Below are 24,656 nucleotides of genomic sequence, written 5' to 3' on the forward strand. Positions count from 1 at the left end.
CCTAGAACAGGCTGTGGCCCTTCGGCAGTTCGGCGTAGCGGTTCACGCGGGTCGCCAGCACCAGGCCGAAGCCGATCATCACCGTCAGCATCACCGTGCCGCCGTAGGACAGCAGCGGCATGGGCACGCCCACGACCGGCGCCAGACCCATCACCATGGCCCCGTTGATCAGGACGTAGAGGGCGAAGGTCGCCGTCACCCCCGCCGCGCCCAGACGGCCGTAGTGGCTGTGCGACAGGGAGGCGATGCGCAGCGCGATCAGGATGATGGCGATGTAGCAGGCGATCACGGTGAAGGAGCCGAGGAAGCCGAACTCCTCCGACAGGGCCGCGAAGATGAAGTCGGTGTGCTTCTCGGGCAGGAACTCCAGCTGGCTCTGGCTGCCCAGGCCATAGCCCTTGCCCAGCAGACCGCCCGAACCCATCGCGATCTTCGACTGGGTGATGTGATAGCCGGTGCCCGTCGGATCGCCTTCCGGGTTGAGGAAGGTCAGCACGCGGTGGCGCTGATAGTCGTGCATGCCGAACATCACATAGAAGGGCACGGCGACCAGGGTGGGGACCGTGACCCCCGCGATGATCTTCCAGCTCAGGCCGGCCATGAACATGATCGCCGCGCCGGTCAGGCCCAGCAGCATGGCCGAGCCCAGGTCGGGCTGGTGCGCCACCAGCAGGAACGGCAAGCCGATCATGGCGGCCGGAACGATCAGCTTCCAGTGGAAGCTGGCCTCCTTGGCGGAGGCGCTGTGGTACCAGCGGGCCAGGGCCAGCACGAGGCCGATCTTCATGATCTCGGACGGCTGGATGCGGGTGACGCCGACGTCCAGCCAGCGGGTCGCGCCCATCGCGGTGTAGCCCAGGCCCGGCACCTCGATCGCCGCCAGCATCAGCAGGGCGACGCCGTAGATCGGATAGGACAGGCGGAACCACCACTTCAGGTGAACCATCGACAGCGCCAGCATCACCACCAGCAGGACGCCGAAGCGGATCAGATGGCGGGCCGCCCAGGGCTCCCAAGAGCCGCCGGCGACCGAATACAGCATCATCGCGCCGATGCCGGCGATCACGCACAGCAGGCTGGTGAAGCGCCAGTCGATCTGGCCGATCTTGACGACCAGCCGCTCGCGCTCGCCGGGACGGGTCAGGGCCGAGGCGGTCATTGCGAAGCGTCCGGATTGTAGGGGCGCGGACCGGAGGTCGCGCTGGGCGCCGCGGCGCGCGGAGCCTGGGGTTCGGGCGACGCGGGGATGTCCGGCTCCGGCGCGGCGCCGATGTCGCCCTCGTCGATCTGGGGCCCGGTGGGCTCGGGCGGCAGCGGCCGGGTGATGCGGTCGCGCATCTCCGGGTCCTTCAGCAGCGCCGTACGCATCACCTCGCGGGCGCGCGGCGCGCCGGCGGTGCCCCCGCCGCGGCCGCCGTGCTCGATGATCACGGCCACGGCGTAGCGCGGCGCGTCGATCGGGGCGAAGGCGATGAACAGATTGTGGTCTTTCTCAGCCCAGACGTTCGACTTGCGCGACTGGCCGGGACGGTAGTCGCGCGACTGCGCCGTGCCGGTCTTGCCCGCCATCTGGATGTCGCCCAGGCCCAGCTGGCTCTGGCGATAGGCGGTGCCCGAGGTGTCGTTGGCCACCGCGATCATGCCCTGGCGCACGATCTCCAGGTGTTCGCGCGAGAACTCCAGATCCGGCACGTCGCCGCCGCTCGGCCGCTCCACGCCGCCGACCGACTTGATAAGCCGGGGCTGGATCGCCTTGCGTCCGTTGGCCAGGCGCGAGGTGTAGACCGCCAGTTGCAGCGCATTGACCAGCACCGCGCCCTGGCCGATCGCCACCGAGGTCGTCTCGCCCGGATGCCAGACCGGGTCGCGGGGGAAGGTCCTGCGCTTCCACGCCGTGGACGGCAGCAGGCCCTTGCGCTGGTTGCCGACGCCGATGTCGAACTCGTGCTCGAAGCCCAGCTTCAGCGCCGCGTCGCGGATGCCGTCCACGCCCGCGCGGTTGCACATGGAGTAGAAGTAGACGTCGCACGAGTTCTTGATGGCGTTGTGCATGTCCTGCGAACCGTGCACGCCCCAGCAGCGCTGCGTCCGGTTGCCGTTCCGGAAGCTGCCGGTGCACACCACCCGCTGGGCGGGATTGACCCCCGCCGCCAGCAGCGCCAGCGCGGTGGCCGGCTTGAACGTCGATCCCGGCGGGAAGGTGCCGTTGATCGCCTTGTCCAGCAGCGGCTTGCGCTCATAGTCGGCGAGCGCCCGATAGATCGAGGTCGGCACGCCGCCGACGAACAGATTGGGATCGAACGACGGCGACGAGGTCATGCACAGGATGTCGCCGTTGCGCACATCCATCACGACGCAGCTGCCGCTCTCGTCGTCGAACACCTCCAGCGCACGGTTCTGCACGTCGGCGTCCAGCGTCAGGACCACGTCCTTGCCCGGCACCGCCGGGCGCGAGCCGCCGATGTCCTCGGCCACCACCCGCCCGCGCGCGTCGACCTCGACCCGGGTGCCGCCGGCCTCGCCGCGCAGGTCCTTGTCGAGCGACTTCTCCAGGCCCTGCCGCCCGATCCGGAAGCCCGGGTTGTAGAGGATCTGGGGCGGTTCTTCCCCCTTGTCGCGGATCGCCTTGATGTCGCGGTCCGAGACCTTGGCGACATAGCCGATGACGTGGGCGAAGGCGCCGCCGAACGGATAGAAGCGCGCCTCGTTCATGTCGGCCATCACGCCGGGCAGCTCGTTGGCGTACAGGTTGACCCGGGCGAACTCCTCCCAGGTCAGGTCGCTCTTGACCGGCACCGGCGAGAAGCGCGGCGCGGCGTTGACGTCGCGGATGATCGTGCGGCGGCGGTCCAGGGTGTCGGGCAGCAGCCGGCCCAGCAGGTCCAGGGTCTGGTCCAGGTCCTTGGTCTCGTCGCGCACGACAAGCACGCGGAAGCTGGGACGGTTGCCGGCGATGACCACGCCGTTGCGGTCCAGCACCCGCCCGCGCGGCGGCGGCACCAGGCGGAAGTTGAACTGGTTCTGGCTGGCCAGGGTCGAATATTCGTGCGCCTGGAACACCTGCAGCTGGGCCAGACGGCCGGTCAGGGCCAGCCCCCCAAGCGTCGTCAGGCCGCCCAGCACGAAGGTGCGGCGCAGGAACGAGCCCTGACGCTCGTTCGGATCCGAGAAGATGATGGACGGTTCCGAGCTCATCGGAACCTCACGTCGCCGTCGTCGAACCGCTCGATCATGGTGTTCGCGAACGGGAACAGCAGCAGCGTCGGCACGACCTGGCCCAGGAGGGCCAGGATGCTGGGCATGTTGCCGATCTTGAACGACGCGATCGCGTAGCAGATCGAGAAGGCCAGGCCGCAGCACGAAGCGTACCAGATGAACAGGACCGCCGTGTCCTGGCCGATCAGGAACGACCGGGCGCCCAGCACCACGGCGTAGACGGCCAGCAGGGCCAGGGCCCACATGCCCAGCAGCCCCTGCCCGCCCCAGAAGATGTCCAGGAACAGGCCCACCCCCATCAGCACCATCGGCGCGACCCAGGACGGACGGATCAACGGCCAGGCGAAGGCCAGCACCAGCGGGATGACCGGCTCAGGCAGGCTGAAGCCGAACAGCTTGACCGGCGTGGCCAGGATCATGGTCACCGCGACCGTGATGAGGGCCGGATAGACGATCCACTGCACCGGCCCGACGACGCGGACCGCGACGGGCCGTCTCATTCGGTCCCTCCCGAGGGCGTCTCTTGCGGCGCCGGCTGAACCGGTTGCGGCGCGGGCCGGGCGGGCGGCGGCGCGGTCTGCTGGCGCGGCGCGACGGGCGCGGGCGTCGGAACCGGCGGCGCGGCGTTGGCGGCGCGGATGCGTTCGGCCTGGGCCGCGGCCGCGGCGCGACGACGGGCGGCGGCGTCATCGATGGCGGCGGACTGGGCGCCGGTCGCTTCCGGCAGGGTGTCCAGCGCCGCCAGCGGCGGGGCGTTCAGGTCATTGGAGCCGACCAGCTGGCCGAAGTCCTCGAACAGCAGGATCTTCACATAGTCGATGGCCCCGCGGTCGCTGAACAGCTTGACCCGCCATGAACCGTCGATGCCCTTGGCCGCGACGCCGATCGGCACGCCGCGCGGGAAGCCGCCGCCGTCGCCCGAGGTCAGGATCCGGTCGCCGGCCTGGACCGAGCCCACGCCGCGCACGAACTCCAGGCGCGGATTGCCCGAGCCGTCGCCGGTCAGGATCGCGCGGGCGTCGGTGCGGTCGACCAGGACCGGCGTGCGGCTGGCCACGTCGGTGAGCAGCACCATGCGGCTGACGTTGTCGGACGCCCCGACGATGCGGCCGATCAGACCGTGCTCGTTGATTACCGGATTGCCGACCTTCACGCCGCGGCCCGAACCGATGTCCAGCAGGCGGGCGTTGGAGAAGGGGCCGCGCGAGTCGGAAACGGAGCGGGCCGTACGCATCGGCACGTCAGGCTCGGGCCGCAGGCCCAGCATGGCCTCGTAGCGGCCGTTGATGTTCTTCAGGGCGATCGCCTGGTCGCGCCACGGCTCGAGTTCGGCCAGTTCGCGCTTCAGGCGGCGGTTCTCGGAGACGGCGAAGAAATAGCCGCCGATGTAGTCGCTGGCCTGGCCGAACCAGCGGACCGGGGCGGCGAAGACGCCGCCGACCGGACCGGCCACGGTCTCCACCCCGGCGCGAGCAGGCTGGTAGGGCGAGGCCTGCGCCCGTCCGTCGCTGACCAGCAGCAGGCCGGCGCAGATCGCCGCGGCCGCGACAGCGACCGCCGCGGTCGCAACCAGCGGCACCTTGATGTTCTCGAACGGTCCGTCGCGAAACGCCACGGCGCGCCTTCCTCAAAAAAGGGAATCAGCGGGACTCCCCCAGCCGATGTGCCGAGCCTATCGCAAAATCCGGGCCAGTTGGGAACCGGCGTAATCCCTGTGATGACAGGGATTTGAGGCATTCTCTGGAACTTGGCCTTAGAGGGCCGAGTCGAGCACGCCCTTCATCCACCGGGGATGCTCCAGAACGCGACCGCAGCCGATGGCCACGCACGACAGCGGATCGTCGGCGACCGAGACCGGCAGGCCCGTGTGGTCGCGGATTTCAGCGTCCAGGCCGCGCAGCAGGGCGCCGCCGCCGGTCAGCATGATGCCCTTGTCGGCGATGTCGGCGGCCAGTTCCGGCGGGGTGGCTTCCAGGGCGACCTTCACGGCCTCCACGATCTGCGACACCGGCTCGGCCAGCGCTTCGGCGGCCTGGCGTTCCGAGATGCGGACTTCGCGCGGCACGCCCTGCATCAGGTCGCGGCCCTTCACATCGATCGACAGGCCTTCGCCGTCGGCCGGGATGCGGGCGGTGCCGATGTCCTTCTTGATGCGCTCGGCGGTGGTCTCGCCGATCAGCAGGTTATGGTTGCGGCGCATGTACGAGATGATCGCCTCGTCCATCTTGTCGCCGCCGACACGGACCGAACGCGAATAGACGATGCCCGACAGCGACAGCACGGCCACCTCGGTGGTGCCGCCGCCGATGTCGACGACCATCGAGCCGGTCGGCTCGTGGATCGGCAGGCCGGCGCCGATGGCGGCGGCCATCGGCTCGTCGATCAGGCCCACGCGGCGGGCGCCGGCGTTCAGGCAGGAATCGTTGATGGCGCGACGCTCGACGGCCGTGGCGCCCGACGGCACGCAGACGATGATCTTCGGGTTCACGAAGCCGCGGCGGTTATGAACCTTGCGGATGAAGTGCTTGATCATCTCTTCGGCGACTTCGAAGTCGGCGATGACGCCGTCGCGCATGGGGCGGATCGCCTCCATGTGACCGGGGGTGCGGCCCAGCATCTGCTTGGCCTCGATGCCCACGGCGTGGACGATCTTCCGTCCACCGACATTCCGCAGCGCGACGACCGATGGCTCGTTCAGAACGATGCCCTTGCCCTTCATGTAGATCAGGGTGTTGGCGGTGCCGAGATCGATGGCGATGTCGTTCGAAATCGTGCCGAATACGTGGGAGAACATGGGCCTGGGATACCGTTCGTTCGGGCCTTAAGGGCGTGCGTCTGACTTGATCCGTTTCGGCGACGCCCCGGCTTCGCATATCCCCATACGCGCCGCCTCCTGATCGTCTTCGCCGGACCGACCGAGGGCTCGTTTGCCCGTGTGCGGAGGCGAATACAAGCCCCGTGAACGCTGCATGGTCCCGGAAGGGGGACAGGCCGTTCACGATAGTGTCAGGCAAGGTCGGCGCGCCGTCCGCTCAGGCCGGGTGCAACCCCTCCATATGCAGCACCTTCGCCACCGCCGGACGCGCCTGCACCAGGTTCAGATGGGCGTTCAGCTTGGGGAAACGCTCCTTGTCCAGAAGGTCGTTCAGCCTCAGCCAGCGGGTGAACACCGACAGATAGCCGTCGGCCACCGTATAGGCCTCGCCCATCGCCCACGGCCCCTTCAGCAGATGGTGTTCGACCAGGTCGTAGCGGGCCAGCGCCTTCTCCAGCGCCGCCGCCCTCGCCTCGCCCTCCAGCGGCGGGTGGGCGAACAGCACCGGGCCGATGGCCGGATGAAGGGAGGACGCCAGGAAACCGTTAAAGGACTGCATCTGGCCGAACTCGAACGGCGAGTCGTTGGGGGCCAGCTTCGCCTCCGGATGGGTCTGGGCGACATAGCCCATGATGACCAGGTTCTCGGTCAGCACGCCCGCGTCCGCGACCAGGGCCGGCGTCACGCCCGCGGGGTTCACGGCCAGATACTCCGGCGTCTTCTGCTCGCCCCTGCGCAGGTCGATCTTCACCAGCTCATAGTCGGCCCCGGCCTCCTCCAGCGCGATATGCGAGGCCATGGCGCAGGCGCCGGGCGAGTAATAGAGCTTCAGCATGGGGGTCTCTCCTGCGGGGATGGACAGCAGGGAAACGCGCGGAGCCCCGTCCCTTTCCCTCAGCCCTCAGTCTTCGGCGACGCCCGCCGCCTTCTCGCGCCGCTTCACGAACTCGCGCACCGCCAGCATCAGGCCCAGCCAGACCACCGCGACCGCCGCCAGGATCAGCGAGGTCCAGATCCCGTCGCCTGACACCGCCGACACCACCGCCCCGCCGAAGAAGGCGACCAGCACCGTCTTGGGCAAGACGCCGAGCGCGCATCCGGCCAGGAAGCCCCAGAAGTTCGCTCGCGTCGCCCCAAAGGCCATGTTGACCACGATGAAGGGCGCCGAGGGCACGTTGCGGATCATGAAGCTGGCGTAGAAGGCGTTGTCGCCGACGAACCGCTTCAGCCGGTCGGCGGTGCGCCCCCCGAACCGCTCCAGCGCCCGCGCCGTCGGCCCTCGCCCCAGCCAGTAGGTCGCGCCCGCCGAAACGATGGTGGCGACCCAGCTGTAGAGGAAGCCGAACCACGGCCCGAACGCCACCACGCAGGCGGCGATCAGCAGGAACTGCGGAAGGCCCAGGAAGGCGGCGACGGTGAACACGAAAATGGCGACGAACACGCCCCACGGCCCCGTCCGGAACCCGCTCATCCACGCCTCGAGCTGACCTTCAGCGCCGAGCTCGAGCTGGTGCTTGCCGACCAGGAACAGGGCGACGACCCCGGCCAGCAGCAGCGCGGTCGCCAGCAGGGCCCGCCACCGGCGGCCCTCCATGTTCAGGATGAAGTCGAGGATGCGGCGCAAGGGGCGGTTCCGGCTCATTCAGCGAATGCGCCGCCATTTGCACGGACTCCGGCCGATCCGTAAACCGCCTCGGGCTCAACTCGGGTCCAGCATCCGCTCCAGCGTCGCCAGGTCATCCGCCTCTCCCGCCGGCTTGTCCCAGCGGATGCGGTGGATGCGGGGAAAGCGCATGGCGACCCCGGACTTGTGCCGCTTGGAGCGTTGCAGTCCCTCGAACGCCACCTCCAGCACCAGGCCGAAATCCCGGCTCGCCTTGACCGACCGCACCGGCCCGAACCGCTCGACGGTGTTGTCGCGCACGAATTTGTCGAGCTGTTTCAGCTCCTCGTCGGTGAAGCCGAAATAGGCCTTGCCCACGGGGGTCAGCACGTGGCTCCCATCGACGTCCTCGGTCCAGACGCCGAAGGTGTAGTCGGAATAGAAGCTGGAGCGCTTCCCGTGCCCGCGCTGGGCGTACATCAGCACCGCGTCGATCAGGTGCGGGTCGCGCTTCCACTTGAACCAGGGCCCCTTGGGCCGTCCGGCCTCATAGACGCTGTCCAGCCGCTTCAGCATCAGCCCCTCGGCGGACTGCGGATCGCCCGGCGGCGGTTCGGCCCGCTGCGCCGCCAGCGCCTCCCAGCTGTCGAAGGCCACCAGGGGCGACAGGTCCAACCGGCCGGAGCCCGCCGCCGCCACGAAGGCCTCCAGCCGCGCCCGGCGCTCGGCGAAGGGCAATCCGCGCAGGTCCTCGCCCCCGGCCGCCAGCAGGTCGTAGGCGCGAATGCCCGCCGGATGCGCCGCCGCCAGCTTGGCGTCCGCCGTCTTGCGGTTCAGCCGCTGCTGCAGGTCGCCGAACGACCCCGCCCGTCCCTCGCGCAGGACCAGCAGCTCGCCGTCGATCACGCCGTCATAGGTCAGGGCGGCCAGCACGTCGGGAAAGGCGGGCGACACATCCTCGCCGGTGCGGCTGTACAGCCGCTTCACCCCGCCCTCGCTGACGGCCTGCACGCGGATGCCGTCCCATTTCCATTCCGCCGCATAGGCCGCCGGGTCCAGTCGGGCGAAATCCACGGCCTCGTCGATCGGCTGGGCCAGCATGACCGGGCGGAACCGCCCGTGCGCCTCAGCCGAGGGCCGCTCCGCCCTGCCGTCCAGCCAGGCCAGAAGGTCGGCGTAGGGCGGGCTCTGGGCGTGCCAGACCTCCTGGATGTCCGCGACCTCCACCCCGCCGAAATCCGCCGCCGCCTGCCACGCCAGCCGCGCCGACACCCCGACCCTCAGGCCGCCCGTCACCAGCTTCAGCAGCGCCCAGCGGCCGTCGGCGTCCAGGGCGTCCAGCCAGCCTTCGAGAAGGCCCTGCACCTCTCCGCGCTTCGCCTGGCCCAGGGCGTCGACGACCTCCGACAGCTCCGGCTCCCGGTTCGCGCCGTGGCGGGCCGGCCAGATCAGGGCCACGGTCTCGGCCAGGTCGCCCACATAGTCGTAGGACAGGCGGAAAAGCTCGGCGTCCACCCGGGCCTCGACCGCCGACCGGATCATCCCCGGCTTGGCCGCATTGAATGACAGCGCCCCGGTCAGCGCCGCCAGGGCCCAGCCTCGGTCCGGATCCGGCGCATCGGCCAGATGGTCGCGGATCAGCCGGAGCTTGGCGTTGCGCGACGCCGTCAGGGACAGCCGGTCCAGCAGGGCGGCGAAGGCGCGCATCAGTCGTCGTCCTCGTCCTCATAGCCGACCAGATGCAGGGCGCGCGCCTTCAACCCGTTCAGTTCCGCCCACCGGCGCAGGGCGTCGTCCCGGCCATGGGTGATCCAGGTCTCGTCCGGCGACAGCTCGGTCAGGGTCGCGGTCAGTTCGTCCCAGTCCGCGTGGTCCGACAGCACCAGGGGCAGTTCCACACCCCGCTGCCGCGCCCTCGCCCGCACGCTCATCCAGCCCGAGGCGAAGGCGGTGACCGGGTCGGGGAACCGGCGGCTCCACCGGTCCGCGATGGCCGACGGCGGCGCGATGATGATCCGTCCGGCGAAGTCCGCCTTCGACCCCGTCGCGGGCGCCAGCGGTCCCAGATCGACGCCGAAATGCTCATACAGCCGGTTCAGCCGCTCCAGCGCGCCGTGGACATAGATCGTCTCGTCATAACCCGCCTCGCGCAGCAGCCGGATCACCCGCTGCGCCTTGCCCAGCGCATAGGCGCCGACCAGATGCGCCCGCTCGGGAAACTGGACCACCGACCGCAGCAGGCGGGCGATCTCCTGGCTGTCCGGCGGGTGGCGGAAGACCGGCAGGCCAAAGGTCGCCTCGGTGATGAACACATCGCTGCGCACCGGCTCGAACGCGGCGCAGGTCGGGTCGCGGCGGCGCTTGTAGTCGCCCGACGCCGTGATGGTCAGCCCGCCCCGCCGCACCGTCGCCTGCGCCGAGCCCAGCACATGGCCCGCCGGGGCCAGCGACACCTCGACGCCGCCGACCGTCACCCGCTCGCCGTAGGCCAGCCGCTGGGTCGAGCCCGCGAAGTCCTGGCCGTACCGCTCCGCCATGATGGCCAGCGTCTCCGGCGTGGCCAGCACCGCGCCGTGACCCGCCCGCGCATGGTCGGCGTGTCCATGGGTGATGACCGCCCGATCCACCGGCGCCGGCGGATCGATGAAGAAGCCGCCTTCCGGGCACCACAGCCCCTGCGGCGTCGGGCGCAGCACGGCCTCCGGCAGCAGCGGCGCATCAGAGTTCTGGATCGGTCGCATGCGTCTCCGACGGCAAGGGTCGAGAGCTGAACGCGGCGGACGGCAAAGGTGTCCGTCCGCCGCCGATTTCAGCTCAGGCGGCGGCGCACGCTCCCACAGGCGCGGCGCCCAGCTCCCGCCCCCAGTTGGTCGCCTCCGCCCGGTCCGTCAGGGTCAGGTCCAGACGGCCGCCCCGCTTCAGACGGTCCCAGCCCAGCCAGACCTGGTCGACCGCCTGCCCGTCCCAGCGCACGCCCGCGATGTACTGCGCCCGCGCCCCGCCGGCGCCCGGCGCCTTGATGCGCAGCGTCCGCCCCTCGCCCAGGTCGATCTCCACCGCCTCGAACCGCGGCGCGCCGACCAGCAGTTGCCCCGTCCCCGGCATCCCGGGGTACAGGCCCATCGCCCCGAACAGATACCAGGCGGACATGGTCCCCAGGTCGTCGTTGCCGGTGACGCCGTTGGGAGCGTTGGTGAACAGGGTCTGGGCGGCGCGGACCACCTCGGCCGTCCGGTCGGGCCGGCCCAGCAGGGTGTAGATCCACGGCGTGTGCATGGTCGGCTCGTTGTTCGGGTTGTAGCGGTGCTGGCCGTAATAGGCGTACGGCCCCGCCACCCACTCCGCCCGCGCGGCCTGTGGGTCGGCGGCGACCTTGTCGATGGCGAAGAAGCGGTCCAGCCGCGCCAGGGTGCGGTCCCTTCCGCCCATGGCCTCGCTCATCCCCGCCACATCCTGCGGGACCAGCCACTGGTACTGCCAGGCCGTGCCTTCGTGGAAGCCGTAGTGGGAGGTCGGATCATAGGCGCCGGTCGGGGGCGTGAACCAGTCGCCGTCCTCCATGCGCGGGCGCGGGAAGCCGGTGAAGTCGCTCTGCGGATCCGCGACGCTCGCGTCCCAGACCCTGCGCCAGTTCCCGCCCCGCCGGCGCAGCGCCGCCGCGTCCGCCGTCCGGCCCAGCGCCTCGCCCATCAGCGCCAGCGAACAGTCGGCCAGCGCATATTCCATCGTCGCTGAGCCGCCGTGGTGCGGATCCGTGTCCATGCCCTTGGCCGGATAGGCGCGGTCGAACTGGACATAGCCGTTCGCCAGATAGCTGGGGTTGCCCGGCCGGCCGCCGTGGCGCGAGTTCAGCGGCGGCGTCTCGAAGGCGTTGCGGCGCAGCGCCGTCCACGCCTGTCGCTCGCGCCCCTCCAGCGCCCCGAAGCGCCACAGGTCGACCAGGAAGGGCGTCACCGGGTCGCCGGTCATGACATTGGTCTCGAAGCTGGCGTAGCCCCAGCGCGGCAGCCAGCCGCCCTGTTCGTCGATGGCCAGCACCGACCGGGCGATGTCGCGGGCCCGATCCGGCTTCAGCATGGCCAGCAGCTGGTTCTGGGACCGGTAGGTGTCCCACAGCGAAAAATACTCGTGATAGGTCCAGCCGTCGGCCACGCGGATCTGGTCGTCGTAGCCGCGATAGCGCCCGTCGGCGTCGCTGCCGGTCATGGGCTGCAGCAGGGCGTGGTACAGGGCGGTGTAGAAGACCGCGCGGGCGTCGTGATCGCCGCCGGCGACCCGCACGGCCCCCAGCTCGCGGTTCCAGGCGCCCTGGGCCGCGTCGCGCATGGCGTCGAAGCCGATCAGCCGCCCGTCGGCACGCCCCTCGGCCTCCAGATTGTTGCGCGCGCCCTCCTGATCGACATGCGAGATGGCGCTGACCGCCGTCACCGCCCGACCGCCGGACAGATCGAACGTCACCCAGGCGCCGTTCCGGGGATCGTGCTCGCTCTCCATGCCGAAGCGCGCGCCCGGCGTTCCGCCCGCCTGCCCCCAGACGCCGAAGCCGCTGAACGGCCGGTCGAACTCGATGCGGAACCAGGTCGCGTACTGATGGCCGCCGCAGAAGCTCGAGGTCGTCACCTTGCCCTCGATGGCGCGGTCGCCGACGACGCGGACCTGGCTGCCGACGACGCGGTGGCGCTCATTGGCCTGGCTGACGTTGATCAGGACGTGACCCTGCGTCTGGCCCGCCGCGAAGGTGTAGCGCTCGGCCGCCGCCCGGGTCAGGGCCGTGGCCTCCACGTCGATGCCGCCGTAGTCGGTCAGCCGCACCTTGTAATAGCCCGCCTGCCCCACCTCGCCCTCGTGGGTGTAGCGGGACGCATAGGCCTTGTGGTCGAAGCTGGCGGCCTTGGCCGTGTCGAAGGCGCCGCCCGGGGCGATGGAGCCGGTCACCGGCAGCACGGACACCTGCCCGCCCTGCTCCCAGCAGCCGGCGCCCGAGACGAACGAGCGTCCAAAGCCCCGGATGGTCTCGTCGTCATAGCGCCAGCCCGCATAGTGCGAACCGATCGGACTGACCTGGATCAGGCCGAAGGGGGCCGAGGCGCCGGGGAAGGTGTTCCCCTCGTCCCGCGTGCCGATGAAGGTGTTCACCGCAGCCGAGGCACCGGGCGAACCCGGACCCGGCCGGGCCAGAACCGGGGCGGCCTGCGTCAGACTCAGGGCGACGACCGCCGCCATCGCCCGTCCGATCCGGGCGATCGTCTTCCCCGTCATGGCTTCCTCCCCGAAGCGCTGTTTTGTGGTCGCGAACCTAGGGGGATGAGGGGCGGCTGTGAACCGGCAAGGAAGCGTAGCGTCTCGTCATTTGATCCCTCCTTCGCAACTGCGTAATGAGGACCGCCGTCCTCGGGAGTCGCCATGTCCAGCCTGCAGTCCTCCGCCCTCGCCCGCGTCAAGCCTTCGGCCACCCTCGCGGTGACCGCTCAGGCGCGGCAGCTGAAAGCGGAAGGCCGCGACGTGATCGGCCTGGGCGCCGGCGAACCGGACTTCGACACCCCCGAGAACATCAAACAGGCCGCCATCGACGCCATCACGCGCGGTGAGACGAAGTACACCGACGCCGACGGCATGCCCCAGCTGAAAGCCGCCATCTCGGCCAAGTTCAAGCGCGAGAACGGCCTGGACTACAGCCCGGCCCAGATCCACGTCGCTCCCGGCGGCAAGCCGGTCATCTTCAACGCCCTGGTCGCCACCCTGAACTCCGGCGATGAGGTGATCGTGCCCGCCCCCTACTGGGTCTCCTATCCGGACATGGTCCTGCTGGCCGGCGGCGAGCCCGTCACCGTGGTCGGCGAGGAGAAGGACGGCTTCAAGCTGCTGCCCGCCGTGCTCGAGGCGGCGATCACCCCCAGGACCCGCTGGCTGATCCTGAACAGCCCGTCCAACCCCACCGGCGCCGCCTATACCCGCGCCGAGCTGGAAGGTCTGGCCGAGGTGCTGCGTCGCCACCCGCACGTCTGGGTGCTGACCGACGACATGTACGAGCACCTCGTCTACGGCGACTTCGAATACACCACCATCGCCCAGGTGGCGCCGGACCTGATCGACCGCACCCTGACGGTCAATGGCGTCAGCAAGGCCTACGCCATGACCGGCTGGCGCATCGGCTACGCGGGCGGGCCCAAGCCGCTGATCGACCTGATGCGCAAGGTGGCCAGCCAGACGACCTCCAACCCCGCCAGCATCAGCCAGTGGGCGGCGGTCGAGGCCCTGAACGGCCCGCAGGACTTCATGGCCGAACGCCGCGCCGCCTTCGAGAAGCGTCGCGATCTGGTCGTCTCCATGCTGAACCAGACGGCGGGCGTCACCTGCGCCACGCCCGAGGGCGCCTTCTACGTCTATCCGTCCATCGCCGGCCTGATCGGCAAGACGACGGAGACGGGCGTGGTCATCGACAGCGACGGGACCTTCGCCGCCGAACTGCTCAACGCCGAGGGCGTGGCCGTCGTGCAAGGCGAAGCCTTTGGCCTCAGCCCCTATTTCCGCATCAGCTACGCGACGTCGGAAGACGTGCTGGAAGCCGCCTGCGAGCGGATCCAGCGCTTCTGCGCCAGCCTCAAGTAAGCCCTTCTCCCCTCGGGGGAGAAGGCGGGCGGTGGAGCCGCCCGGATGAGCGGGCTGTCAGCTCCAGAAACGGAAAGAGGGGGAGCCGTCCACGGCATCCCCCTCATCCGTCTCGCTTCGTGATCCACCGTCTCCCCCGGAGGAGAGAAGGTTCAATGATCAGATCATCGCCATGCCGCCGTTCACGTGCAGCGTCTGCCCCGTGACATAGGCGGCCTCGTCCGACGACAGATAGACGGCCGCCGCGGCGATCTCGTCGCCCGTGCCCAGGCGGCCGGCGGGGATGTTCTTCAGGATGGTCTCGCGCTGCTGGTCGTTCAGCACGTCGGTCATCGGCGAGGCGATGAAGCCCGGGGCGATGCAGTTCACGGTGATCCCGCGCGAGCCGACTTCCTGGGCCAGCGACTTGGAGAAGCCGATCATGCCGGCCTTGGACGCCGCATAGTTGGTCTGGCCAGGGTTGCCGGTGACGCCGACCACCGAGGTCACGCCGATGATGCGGCCCGAGCGGCGCTTCATCATCCCCTTCATCGCCGCGCGCGACAGGCGGAAATAGCTTTCCAGGTTGATCTTGATGACCTGCTCGAAGTCCTCGTCCTTCATCCGCATCAGCAGGCCGTCCTTCGTGATCCCCGCATTGGCGACCAGGATGTCCAGCGGCGAACCGGCGGCTTCCTCCGCGCGAGCGACAAGGCCGTCGACCGATTCGGCGTCCGACAGGTTGGCGGCGGCGGCGAAGGCGCGCTCCCCCAGCTCCTTGGCCAGGTCCTGAAGCACCGCTTCGCGCGTGCCGGACAGGACCACCGTCGCGCCTTGCGCGTGCAGGGCGCGGGCCACCGCGCCGCCGATGCCGCCGGTCGCGCCGGTCACCAGGGCCGTCTTGCCAGTGAGGTTGAACATTTTCAAAGCTCCGCCATTTCGTGGGTGGGGTCTAACCGAGCCCGCGCCAGATCGCCAGAGGAACGCCCGATGGACCGAAACCGCCTCATCGCCGACCGCCGCGCCCTCCTGCTCGGCGCCGGCGCGTTCGGCCTGTCCGGTTGCGCCACGTTCGGCGGCGGCGCGGCCGCGCCGGAGGTCCGCGGTCTGGAGCGCCTGCCCCTGAGCCAGAGCGTGCTCAACCGCTTCGTGGCCGAGCGCCGCCTGCCCGGCGCCTCGGTCGGGGTGCGAGCCCCGGACGGCAGCGACATCTTCATCCGGGCCGGAACGCTGGACTTCAACGTCTTCGACCGCGTCGGCCCCGACAGCCTGTTCCGCATCTTCTCCATGACCAAGCTGGTCACCGGCGCGGCGGCGGCCGTGCTGATGGAGGACGGCAGGCTGACGCTGGATGCGCCGGTCGCCGAGATCATTCCCGAGTTCGCCGCCCTGAAGGTCGCCACCAACCCCGCGCAGGGTTTGGCCGCCCGCCCGGCGCGCAACACCATGACCATCCGCCACCTGCTGACCCACACCAGCGGCCTGACCTATTCCATCGCCGGAGACGGCCCGGTCCAGCGCGCCTATCGCGAGGCCGGCATCACCCCCGGCGCGCCCCGCGGAGACGACCCCCAGGTCCGCGACCTCGACGAACTGGTCGCCAGGCTGGCCGACATCCCCCTGATCGCAGAACCGGGCACAGCCTATAACTACAGTGTCTCGCTGGACGTGCTGGGCCTGGTGATCCAGCGCGCATCCGGCGTGGCCTTCCCCGATTTCGTCCAGCGGCGCATCCTCAATCCGGTCGGCATGGACGACACCGTCTGGCGGCTGCGCGAAGGCGACGCCGCGCGGCTGATGCAGGTCTACGCCTATGGCCGCGACCGCGCCGCGCCGCCGACCGCCGTGGCGGCCCTGTCGGCCGAGGCCTACGCCCGGCCCGTGACCCTCTATTCGGGCGGCGGCGGCCTGATCTCCTCGACCCGCGACTACCTCGGCTTCCTGTCCATGCTGCTGAACGACGGCCGCGCCGGACGCGTGCGGGTGATGAAGCCGGAGACCGCGCACCTGATCCGCACCGACATCCTGCCCGAGGGCCTGACCGCGGAAGGCGGCGGCTTCGGCTTCGGCGGCTGGGTCGCCCGGCCCGGCCACAGGCGTCAAGGCGAGTTCGGCTGGAGCGGCGCGGCCGGCACCCAGGGCTGGATCGATCCGGAGCGGAATTTCGCCGCCACTTTGATGATCCAGGCCATGCCCTACCGCGCGGTCGACATCCTCAGCGAACTGCGCCCCGCGCTGGACGCCGATCTGGGGATCGTGCGGGCGAGCTAGGCGCCCGCGCCCAGCCATCCCCACAGGACCGTCAGCACCAGCGGCGCCCAGGCCAGGGCCAGCAAAATCCAGCCCTCCCGGACGTCGCCCTTCAGCAGCTTGAACGCCCCGGCCCCGACCGCCGCCAGCATGACCAGGGCGGTGGCGATCCCCATGCCGTCCAGCCCAGCGCCGCCGAACGACAGCACCAGCGTCAGCCCCGCATAGAGCACCGGCGGGATCGCCAGCGCCGCCCAACTCGCGATCGCCAGATACCGGACGGCCTGCGCCTTCACGACCGCGGCCTTGCGTCAAACAGGCCATGCCGCCGCAGGTCCAGCCCGCAGCGCGAACAAGCGTCGCTCGGCCTCCAGACCCGCCGTCGCAGGCGTGAGAACAGGTACTGGCCCGGCATTGGACGCCAGTGCTCCCTGATCTCCAGAAAGATATTCAATCCGCATCGCGGGCAGGCCGGGACGGTTAGGTACAATCCGATGTTCAGCCCGATCCACACCAGGATCGCAACCGGCCATCGCCAGTTGTCCGACAGGGGTAGAAAAGCGGAAAGCCAGAGCAGCAACAGCAGGCTCGCGACCCCAACGAGGAAGCCGAGCCCCCAGAGCCACATCATCCCGAAGAGATAGACGCTCGGCCCCCGCACGGCACCTAGCCCAGCGACTTGGCGAACGCTTCCAGCTCTTCCGGCGTGTTGAGCGACAGGCTTTCGGCGTCCGGCGCGATGCGCTTGGCCATGCCGGTCAGCACCTTGCCCGAGCCGATCTCGGCGAAGCGGGTCACGCCGCCTTCCGTCGCCATCCACTCCATCGACTCGCGCCAGCGCACCCGGCCCGTGACCTGTTCGACCAGAAGGCGGCGCAGGACTTCCGGATCGGTTTCCGGACGGGCGGTGACATTGGCCACCACCGGCGCGACCGGGGCCACGATGGTCGCGGCGGCCAGGGCGGCGGCCATCTCGTCGGCGGCGGGCTGCATCAGCGGGCAGTGGAAGGGCGCCGAGACGTTCAGAGGGATCGCCCGCGCGCCCAGTTCCTTGGCCTTCTCGATGGCGCGATCCACGGCGGCCTTGTCGCCCGAGATGACGATGTTGCCGGCGTTGTTGTCGTTGGCGACCACGCAGACGCCGACTTCCGAGCCCGCCTTCGCGGCTTCCTCGGCCAGGGCCAGGTCCGTCTTCGGTCCGATCAGCGAGGCCATGGCGCCCTTGCCCACCGGCACGGCGCGCTGCATCGCCTGGCCGCGCAGCTTCAGCAGGCGGGCGGTGTCGGCCAGCGAGATCGAACCGGCGGCGCACAGGGCCGAATATTCGCCCAGCGAGTGGCCGGCCACGAAGGCGGCGCGGCTCACGTCCACGCCGAACTCGACCTTCAGCACGCGGGCGGCGGCGGCCGACACGGCCATCAGGGCCGGCTGGGCGTTCTCGGTCAGGGTCAGCTGGTCCTCGGGCCCTTCGCGCATCAGCACGGACAGCTTCTGGCCCAGCGCCTCATCCACCTCGGTGAAGACGTCGCGGGCCGAGGCGAAGGCGTCGGCCAGCGCCGCCCCCATGCCGACCGACTGGCTGCCTTGTCCGGGGAACAGAAGGGCGAGGGTCATGGGTGGGCTCCGAAGCCGTGAATCAAGGCGGCAGCGATAGGCCGGGCGTGACGCAGGGGCAAGTCGTGCGGCTTCAGATCACGCCCAGAGGTGGATCGCGTCGGCCGCCGGCTGGACCTCAACCGGGGCCGTCTCCCCCGCATAGCTGATGCGGCTCTCGCGCCCGCCGCAGACGCAGCGGAAGCGTTGCGAGCGCCCGGCCGTCGGCCAGTCGCGGGCCGGACCGAACAGGACCTTCGCCTCCAGCAGGGCGACGTGGACGCAGCCCGGCGACAGGCAGCGCACGATCATCCGCCCGCGCGGCATATCCATTTGAGATTCGGCCATGAGTCCTCCCGGACCCGGACGCTAGCCGGGCTCGCCTGTGAGTCTCAAGGCCAATTCGTTCTACTTTTGTTCTATATCCACAGCGATGATCGAACCGGCGTGATCTGAACCAGGATCCCTAGAACAGCACCGCCGGGTTCATGATCCTGAGCGGATCGATGGCCGCGCGCACCGCCTGCATGGTGGCGACCTCCAGCGGCGTCTTGTAGCGCCGCGCCTCTTCCGTCTTCAGCCGGCCCAGGCCGTGCTCGGCCGAGATGGAGCCGTCGTAGCGGGCGACGATGTCGTGCACGATCTCCGACCCGGCCATCCAGCGGCCGATAAAGGCGGCGTGGTCCACGCCCGGCGGGCACAGCACGTCGTAGTGCATGTTGCCGTCGCCGACGTGGCCGAAAGCGCTGATCCGCGCGCCCGGCTCGAACTTTTCGACCGCCACGGCGGCCTCGTCCAGGAAGTCGGCGATGCGCGAGACGGGCACCGACACGTCGTGCTTCCAGCCGCCGCCCTCGGGCTTCTGGGCCGCCGACTGCTCTTCCCGCACCTTCCAGAAGGCGGCGCGCTGGCCGTCGTTCTGGGCGATGGCGGCGTCCACGATCAGCCCGGCCTCGAAGGCGTCCGACAGCAGCCGTTCCAGCGCAGCGTCCGCCGCCCCCGGCTCGCCCGAGGCCAGTTCGATCAGCACATACCAGTTCGGCGTCGACTCCAGCGGCTCGCGCGTATCGGGGATGTGCTTCAGCACGAACTCCATGCCGATCCGCTTCATCAGCTCGAAGGCCTCGACCCCGCCGCCGGTCTCGGCCTTGGCCCGCGCCAGTAGTTCGATGGCCGCATGGGCGGTCTCCAGCCCCACCATGGCGGTGGCCCGCGAGCGCATGATCGGGAACAGCTTCAGCGTCGCCGCCGTCACCACCCCCAGCGTCCCCTCGGCCCCGATCAGCAGTTGCTTGAGATCATAGCCGGTGTTGTCCTTCCTCAGCCGCTTGAGGCCGTGGAACACCCGCCCGTCCGGCATCACCGCCTCGATGCCCAGGACCAGGTCGCGCATCATGCCGTAGCGCACCACCTGGGTGCCGCCCGCATTGGTCGAGATGACCCCGCCGATGGTGGCCGAGCCCTCGGACGCCAGGCTCAGCGGAAACCGCCGCCCCGCCGCCGTCGCCGCCTGCTGCGCCTCCAGCAAGGTGACCCCCGCCTCCACCGTCATGGCGTCGTCCAGCGGGGTCACATCGCGCACCGCCCTCAGCTTGCGCGTCGACAGCAGCACCTCGCCGTAAGGGATCTGCCCTCCGACCAGGCCGGTGTTCCCCCCCTGCGGCACGACGGCCACCCGATGCGCGGCGCAGATCGTCACCAGCCGCGCCACCTCCTCAGTCGAGCGCGGCGTCAGCATCAGGGGCGTGTTCCCGCTCCAGCGGTTCCGCCACTCCGTCAGCCACGGCGCGATATCGGACGGATCCTCGGTCCAGCCGCCATGACCGGCGGCGGCCTTGAGGGCGGCGAGAGCTTCAGGCGACGGGGAGGTCATGGGGATTTGTGGCAAGGCGCGGGCGATTGCGCCAGATCAAACGTCCGCTGACGGGGCTAAAACCACCCCGCCTCTTTCATTACCGACCGATAGGTCCGGCTCACCGGCGCCGTCAGCCCGCCGGCAAGGCGGATTTCCCCCGCGCCGCGCCGCCACTGAACCCCCTCCACCGCGCCGGCCGCCACCCACCACGAGCGGTGCACGCGCCAGCCGTGGGCCAGGGCCAGTTCGTCCAGCGCATCAGCGAAGCGCAGGGTGATCAGCTCCGCGCCGGCGTCGGTATGGACCTTCAGATAATGGTCATGCGCCTCGATCGCGATCAGCCGCGCCCCGCGACGCTTCGCCGACAGCCGCCGCCGGAAGGCCGCCTCGGCCTCGGGCAGCGGCGGGGCGATGACGGTCCGGGTCTCGACGCGCACGGGCGGGCGCCGCCAGACCAGGGCCCGCACCGCCATCACCGCCAGCATGATCGGCCACACCTGCCACAGCAGCCATCCGTAGGCCGCCCCGGTGATCGGCTGGTCCACGAGCAGAGACTGAGTGATCAGCACCAGCAGCGTCACCGGCGGCGTCATCAGCACCGAGACCGCCGCCACCCGCCGCCAGGGTCTGGTGATGCGCCGGCCCAGCCGTTCGTCCGCCGCGACCCCGATCAGCCCGCCCCCGACGATGCAGATCATCCAGTAGACATAGCGCTCTGTCGCGGGGGCGCTGTCCGAGTCGAAAGGCCCGAGGAACCCCATCAGCAGGCCGATCGCGGCCAGCAGGACGAGGTCGATCGCCCAGCGCCCCGCCCTCGCCGTCCCGATCCGCCGTTCCGCCCTGTCGCCCATGCCGTCCCGTTCGCGCAGTCCCGGCGCCGTTCGCGCAATCGGGCCTAGCGAGCCGCCGCGTCACCGGCAAGGACGGTCGCGAAACCGCAACCCTGCTGGATCGGAAAACCTGTGTCTCACTCCCGGCTCGCTGTCGCCGCCCTCGCCCTCGCCGCATCGATCGTCGCCTCTCCCGCGCTGGCCCAGCTTCCGGGCGCCGATGTCGACGCCCGGCCCGATCCGGCCACGGCCTGCCACATCGGCCTCTATCGGCTGGACGACGGGAGCTGGGTGGATGTCGCGCCGCTGGTGAGCCGGGGGCTCCGCTGGCGTCGGCTCGACGGGGCCACCGCGAAGATGACCCTGGGCGCCGACGGCCGTTGGGTCAGCACCCTGGGCTCGACCACCCGCGTCGAAGGTCCGCAGCCCCAACTCGGCGGTTGCGACGAAGGCCGGATCGTCTTCGAAGGCCAGCCCGGCGCCCGCGAGACGCTGGATGAGCGGGACACCACCTTCATCGGCCAGGGCGGCGCCCGCCTCCACGGGCGGCTGATCCTGCCGCCCGGCGACGGTCCCGTCCCCGTCATGGTCGAGGTGCACGGGTCGGAAGGGGCCAACGCCCTCGACTTCAACGCCTTCCAGCGCTTCGCCCCGGCCTCGGGGGTCGGCGTCTTCGTCTACGCCAAGCGCGGCTCCGGCGGATCGGAGGGCCGCTACACCCAGGACTTCCACATCCTCGCCGAGGACGCCGCCGCGGCGGTCGTCGAGGCCCGCCGCCTCGCCGGTGCCCGCGCGGGCCGGGTCGGCCTGCACGGCGCCAGCCAGGGCGGTTGGGTCGCGCCGCTCGCCGCCAGTCTGACGCCGGTCGATTTCGTCATCGTCGGCTTCGGCCTGGCCTACGGACCCCTCTCCGAAGACAGCGACCAGGTCGCCCAGGATCTGAAGGCCAGGGGATGGGGCCCCGAGGTTCTGGACCAGGCGCGCCGGATCACCGACGTCACCGGCGCCTTCGTCGCCTCCAAAGGCGCCGTCGGCTTCGAGGGGCTGGAGGCTGTCCGCGCCCGCTACCGCGTCGAGCCCTGGTTCGCGGACATCAAGGGCGAGTTCACCGGCCTGCTGCTGAACGCGCCCAACGAGCAGATCATCGCCATGGCCCCGCAGCTCGAGAACGGACCGTCGTGGGACTACGATCCCCTGCCCGTGCTCAACCGCCTGGACGCGCCCATGCTGTGGATCCAGGCCCGGGACGACATCGGCGCCCCGCCGGAGGCCACCCGGGCGCGGCTGATCGACCTGTCCGCCCAGGGCCGGCCGATCACCCTGCTGGAATATCCGGCCACCGACCACGGCATCGTCCGCTACGAGACCGCCCTGGACGGCCGCCGCACCTCGCTCGGCTACGCGCCCGGCTACTATCAGGCCGTGCTGGACTGGGCGCGGACGGGCCGGCTGGACGGAGACTACGGCGACGGGCGTCTTCTGGCGCGGGGACGTTGAGGGGCGGCGTCCCCATCTCCATCGTCGACGCCGATCAGGCCGCCCCGCGAGACTCGTCCGACGGCGAGGACGCCGGCTCCCCGGCGGCGATCCTTGTCGCCATGTATCCGGTCCTGAAGTGGCTCACCAGGGCGCGCGCCGTGGACACCGCCCAACGACCGAAGGAGGGCGTCAGCAGGCGCATCGGCCAACTATGTGGAATGGCTCGAATGCTGATCTCGGCGGGCAATCCCCGTAGCTGATGGGGCGGCAGCTTTTCGGTGGGCGCGACCCGGACAAAACCTTCAGCCTTGAAGTGCACCAGTTCGTTGCGGATCTGGACCAACTGGGTGAACGCCCGCCAGAGCGCCGGAGGTGGCGGCCACGTCAGACCACACATCGCTTTGCCCAGTTCATCCCATTTCAGGGTCAGTTCCGTGAAGCGCTGATACTTCGCGGCGTCCTCGACCAGCCCCGCGGGAAGGTCAAGTGGTCGGCTGTCCGACGCCTCCCTCGCGAAATAGATCGTGGAGTTGATGAAGGCCTCCAGCCCGCTCACGGCCAGCATGGCGCAGGCCAGCGGTTCATCCACCGACTCCGGCTGGGCGTTCTGGATCAGCGCTTCGGCGGCGTTCAAGTGGATGTTGGCCATGTCAGGCAGTTCAAGCACTTCGAACCAGCCGTCATGGCCGCGCATCTCCGACCAGGAGACCCTCCGCCGGGCCTCGTCCGTTTCCCGCATGGCGAAATCGAGAGGACCCGGCTCCAGGCCCAGCCGCCGAAGGTCCCCGGCGAGGGGTTGGACATCTTCCGACTCGCCGCCGACCGGCATTCTCAATGCGAGCGGCTCATGGTCCGCGCGCCCGCAGCAGGCCTCGTAGGTCTTCCCGGATTCGCACGCGCAGGGCGCGATGGGCCCCAGCGGTATTCCGGCTATGCCGGCGGCCTTTCCCTGGGCCTCGATCATTCGGGTGATGCCTTCGGTCTTGGCCATAATCTCCGGATTCTGCAGACGCTGACCGATCTCCAGGGCCTCGGCGTTGTGCTTTCGGGCCTGAGTGAGCTGCCGAAGCTCCACATACATCACCGCCAGGTTTCCCAGGGTGGCCGCAAGCCCCCGTTCGTCTCCCTGAACCCGCGCCAGCATCAGATCCTTGCGGCCGTAGGCGATCGCCCGTTCGAACCGCTTCAAGCGGAAGCAGTGCATGCTGAGCTGGGAGAAGTTGTTGGCCGCGCCCTCGATATCTCCGATCCCGATCTTGACGTCACACATCTCTTCGAGAAGCGCCTCACCCTGCGCCACCTCGTCGCTATCCTCGGAGTAAAGCATGAACCCGCCGAGATTGGAGCGGGCCCGGGTGAGATGCTCCAGCTCGTCCTGGGCCTCGAACAGCCTCACGGCTTCACGGGTGACGGTGATGGCGTCCGCCGTTCGACCCGCCAGCCTGTAGGTCCGGCCGGCCTCCAGACACCACCAGGGCCGGAAGACATCGTGCCCGTCCTCCTTCAGAAGCTTGTCGAAAATCCGGGCGCCGGCCGGAGCGTCGCCCAGATGGGTGAGGGACGTTGCTCGCAACTGTTTCATGTTCTGGCGCACGGCGGAGGATACGCGCCCCGACATCGCGTCAAGCCGATCCAGAGCGCCCTGGTGGTCGCCACGTCTTTGAGCGACCGTGACAAGCGACAGGTCGATCTCGGAAGCAGTATGGGCCGCCAGCCCCGGCGCTTGGCGAAAGCGAAGAAGGCGGCTTTCCGCTTCGTCCCTCACGCTGCGATCATGTTCCAGCGTCAACATCCGGGCCGCCATGATCTCGTCAGTGAGAGGGGCCGCGCCGCCCGTATCCTGCCCCATGCAGCACCGCTTGTACTTCTTGCCGCTTCCGCAGCTACAAGGCGTATTCCGTCCCGACCCCATGAAGCTCTCGTTCCCTTTCTTTTTTCCGCCCTACCAGACACGCCGAAGATGCGCGATGCATGAACTTCCCGTCCCCGCCGTCGGCGTCGTCTGCCTGCGCGGCGACGAGGTCCTGCTGATCCGCCGGGGCAAGCCGCCGCGCATGGGCGAATGGAGCCTGCCCGGCGGACGCATCGAACCCGGCGAGCGCGCCGTCGACGCCGCCCTGCGCGAACTGCTGGAAGAGACCGGCGTCGCGGCCCGCATCACCGGCCTGCTTGACGTCGTGGACGGGATCTTCCCCGAGGCGGGGCGGCACTACGTCCTGATCGACTACGCCGCCGAATGGCTGTCCGGCGAGCCCGTGGCGGGCGACGACGCCCTGGAGGCGCGGTTCGCGCCCCTGGATCAGGTCGAGGCCCTGATCGACTGGTCGGAGACGCGGCGGATCATCGCCCTGGCGGTCGCCCGGCGACGCTGAACGGCCAAGATTACGGGGATGTCATCGGCCGCCGTCCGGTTTCTGTGGCGCGCGG

General features: G+C 69.9%; 21 protein-coding genes. 4 read left to right on the plus strand and 17 right to left on the minus strand.

What is annotated here, in order from left to right; genetic code table 11:
* Position 1: 1 nt before the first annotated feature.
* From rodA to AC3WRV_RS12005, 10 genes are all read right to left on the minus strand, one after another.
* Positions 2-1,159: a rod shape-determining protein RodA gene (rodA, locus tag AC3WRV_RS11960; protein WP_291840198.1), complete on the minus strand. Its 1,158-nt coding sequence runs from the start codon at positions 1,157-1,159 to the stop codon at positions 2-4.
* Positions 1,156-3,195, minus strand: coding sequence for a penicillin-binding protein 2 (gene mrdA / locus AC3WRV_RS11965; RefSeq protein ID WP_492313427.1), 2,040 nt, complete (start codon positions 3,193-3,195; stop codon positions 1,156-1,158). The genes rodA and mrdA overlap by 4 nt, the downstream gene beginning before the upstream one ends.
* Complete coding sequence (locus AC3WRV_RS11970; protein ID WP_291840191.1) at positions 3,192-3,716, minus strand: hypothetical protein; 525 nt, start codon at positions 3,714-3,716, stop codon at positions 3,192-3,194. The genes mrdA and AC3WRV_RS11970 overlap by 4 nt, the downstream gene beginning before the upstream one ends.
* Entirely contained in the window at positions 3,713-4,831 is a 1,119-nt protein-coding gene (mreC, locus tag AC3WRV_RS11975; RefSeq protein WP_492313428.1) for a rod shape-determining protein MreC, read from the minus strand. The genes AC3WRV_RS11970 and mreC overlap by 4 nt, the downstream gene beginning before the upstream one ends.
* A 138-nt stretch (positions 4,832-4,969) precedes the next feature.
* Positions 4,970-6,010: a rod shape-determining protein gene (locus tag AC3WRV_RS11980; RefSeq protein ID WP_291841037.1), complete on the minus strand. Its 1,041-nt coding sequence runs from the start codon at positions 6,008-6,010 to the stop codon at positions 4,970-4,972.
* A 238-nt stretch (positions 6,011-6,248) separates the two neighbouring features.
* Positions 6,249-6,866: a glutathione S-transferase family protein gene (locus tag AC3WRV_RS11985; RefSeq protein ID WP_492313429.1), complete on the minus strand. Its 618-nt coding sequence runs from the start codon at positions 6,864-6,866 to the stop codon at positions 6,249-6,251.
* 66 nt (positions 6,867-6,932) lie between these two features.
* Positions 6,933-7,655: a TVP38/TMEM64 family protein gene (locus AC3WRV_RS11990; RefSeq protein WP_492313430.1), complete on the minus strand. Its 723-nt coding sequence runs from the start codon at positions 7,653-7,655 to the stop codon at positions 6,933-6,935.
* Positions 7,656-7,730: 75 nt separating this feature from the next.
* The gene (locus AC3WRV_RS11995; RefSeq protein WP_492313431.1) at positions 7,731-9,341 is read right to left on the minus strand and encodes a cisplatin damage response ATP-dependent DNA ligase; all 1,611 of its coding nucleotides are present in this window, start codon (positions 9,339-9,341) and stop codon (positions 7,731-7,733) included.
* Positions 9,341-10,375 carry a ligase-associated DNA damage response exonuclease gene (locus AC3WRV_RS12000; protein ID WP_492313432.1) on the minus strand — a complete coding sequence of 345 codons (1,035 nt, stop codon included), beginning with the start codon at positions 10,373-10,375 and terminating at the stop codon, positions 9,341-9,343. Before AC3WRV_RS12000 ends, AC3WRV_RS11995 begins: the two co-directional genes overlap by 1 nt.
* 73 nt (positions 10,376-10,448) lie before the next feature.
* Entirely contained in the window at positions 10,449-12,893 is a 2,445-nt protein-coding gene (locus AC3WRV_RS12005; protein WP_492313433.1) for a GH92 family glycosyl hydrolase, read from the minus strand.
* A 144-nt stretch (positions 12,894-13,037) separates the two neighbouring features.
* Here AC3WRV_RS12005 and AC3WRV_RS12010 point away from each other — a divergent pair, with 144 nt between their 5' ends.
* A complete protein-coding gene (locus AC3WRV_RS12010) occupies positions 13,038-14,243 on the plus strand; it encodes a pyridoxal phosphate-dependent aminotransferase (RefSeq protein ID WP_492313434.1) in 1,206 nt (401 codons plus the stop codon).
* Between the two features lie 159 nt (positions 14,244-14,402).
* Here AC3WRV_RS12010 and fabG read toward each other — a convergent pair whose 3' ends face one another.
* Positions 14,403-15,143, minus strand: coding sequence for a 3-oxoacyl-[acyl-carrier-protein] reductase (gene fabG, locus AC3WRV_RS12015; protein ID WP_291838631.1), 741 nt, complete (start codon positions 15,141-15,143; stop codon positions 14,403-14,405).
* Between the two features lie 69 nt (positions 15,144-15,212).
* Between fabG and AC3WRV_RS12020 the strand changes: the two genes are divergently transcribed.
* Entirely contained in the window at positions 15,213-16,493 is a 1,281-nt protein-coding gene (locus AC3WRV_RS12020) for a serine hydrolase domain-containing protein (RefSeq protein WP_492313435.1), read from the plus strand.
* On the opposite strand, the gene AC3WRV_RS12025 is transcribed toward AC3WRV_RS12020, so the two are convergent.
* The 5 genes from AC3WRV_RS12025 to AC3WRV_RS12045 form a co-directional block, all read right to left on the minus strand.
* On the minus strand, positions 16,490-16,768 hold the full coding sequence (locus AC3WRV_RS12025) for a hypothetical protein (RefSeq protein WP_492313436.1): 279 nt from the start codon (positions 16,766-16,768) through the stop codon (positions 16,490-16,492). The genes AC3WRV_RS12020 and AC3WRV_RS12025 overlap by 4 nt on opposite strands.
* A gap of 370 nt (positions 16,769-17,138) precedes the next feature.
* A complete protein-coding gene (gene fabD, locus AC3WRV_RS12030; RefSeq protein WP_492313437.1) occupies positions 17,139-18,086 on the minus strand; it encodes an ACP S-malonyltransferase in 948 nt (315 codons plus the stop codon).
* A gap of 78 nt (positions 18,087-18,164) precedes the next feature.
* Positions 18,165-18,413, minus strand: a complete 249-nt coding sequence (locus tag AC3WRV_RS12035) for a hypothetical protein (protein WP_492313438.1) — start codon at positions 18,411-18,413, stop codon at positions 18,165-18,167.
* A gap of 118 nt (positions 18,414-18,531) precedes the next feature.
* Positions 18,532-19,938 (minus strand): FAD-binding oxidoreductase, encoded by a 1,407-nt coding sequence (locus AC3WRV_RS12040; protein WP_492313439.1) that lies wholly within the window; start codon positions 19,936-19,938, stop codon positions 18,532-18,534.
* A 56-nt stretch (positions 19,939-19,994) separates the two neighbouring features.
* Entirely contained in the window at positions 19,995-20,771 is a 777-nt protein-coding gene (locus tag AC3WRV_RS12045; protein ID WP_492313440.1) for a LytTR family DNA-binding domain-containing protein, read from the minus strand.
* A 111-nt stretch (positions 20,772-20,882) separates the two neighbouring features.
* On the opposite strand from AC3WRV_RS12045, the gene AC3WRV_RS12050 reads away from it, so the two are divergent.
* Positions 20,883-22,247, plus strand: coding sequence for an alpha/beta hydrolase family protein (locus AC3WRV_RS12050; RefSeq protein ID WP_492313441.1), 1,365 nt, complete (start codon positions 20,883-20,885; stop codon positions 22,245-22,247).
* A 34-nt stretch (positions 22,248-22,281) separates the two neighbouring features.
* On the opposite strand, the gene AC3WRV_RS12055 is transcribed toward AC3WRV_RS12050, so the two are convergent.
* Entirely contained in the window at positions 22,282-24,141 is a 1,860-nt protein-coding gene (locus AC3WRV_RS12055; protein ID WP_492313442.1) for an SEC-C metal-binding domain-containing protein, read from the minus strand.
* A gap of 55 nt (positions 24,142-24,196) precedes the next feature.
* Between AC3WRV_RS12055 and AC3WRV_RS12060 the strand changes: the two genes are divergently transcribed.
* Positions 24,197-24,601: an NUDIX hydrolase gene (locus AC3WRV_RS12060; protein ID WP_492313443.1), complete on the plus strand. Its 405-nt coding sequence runs from the start codon at positions 24,197-24,199 to the stop codon at positions 24,599-24,601.
* The last annotated feature ends 55 nt before the right edge of the window (positions 24,602-24,656 follow it).

Source organism: Brevundimonas sp. EU05-FHT14B11, from assembly GCF_058790835.1.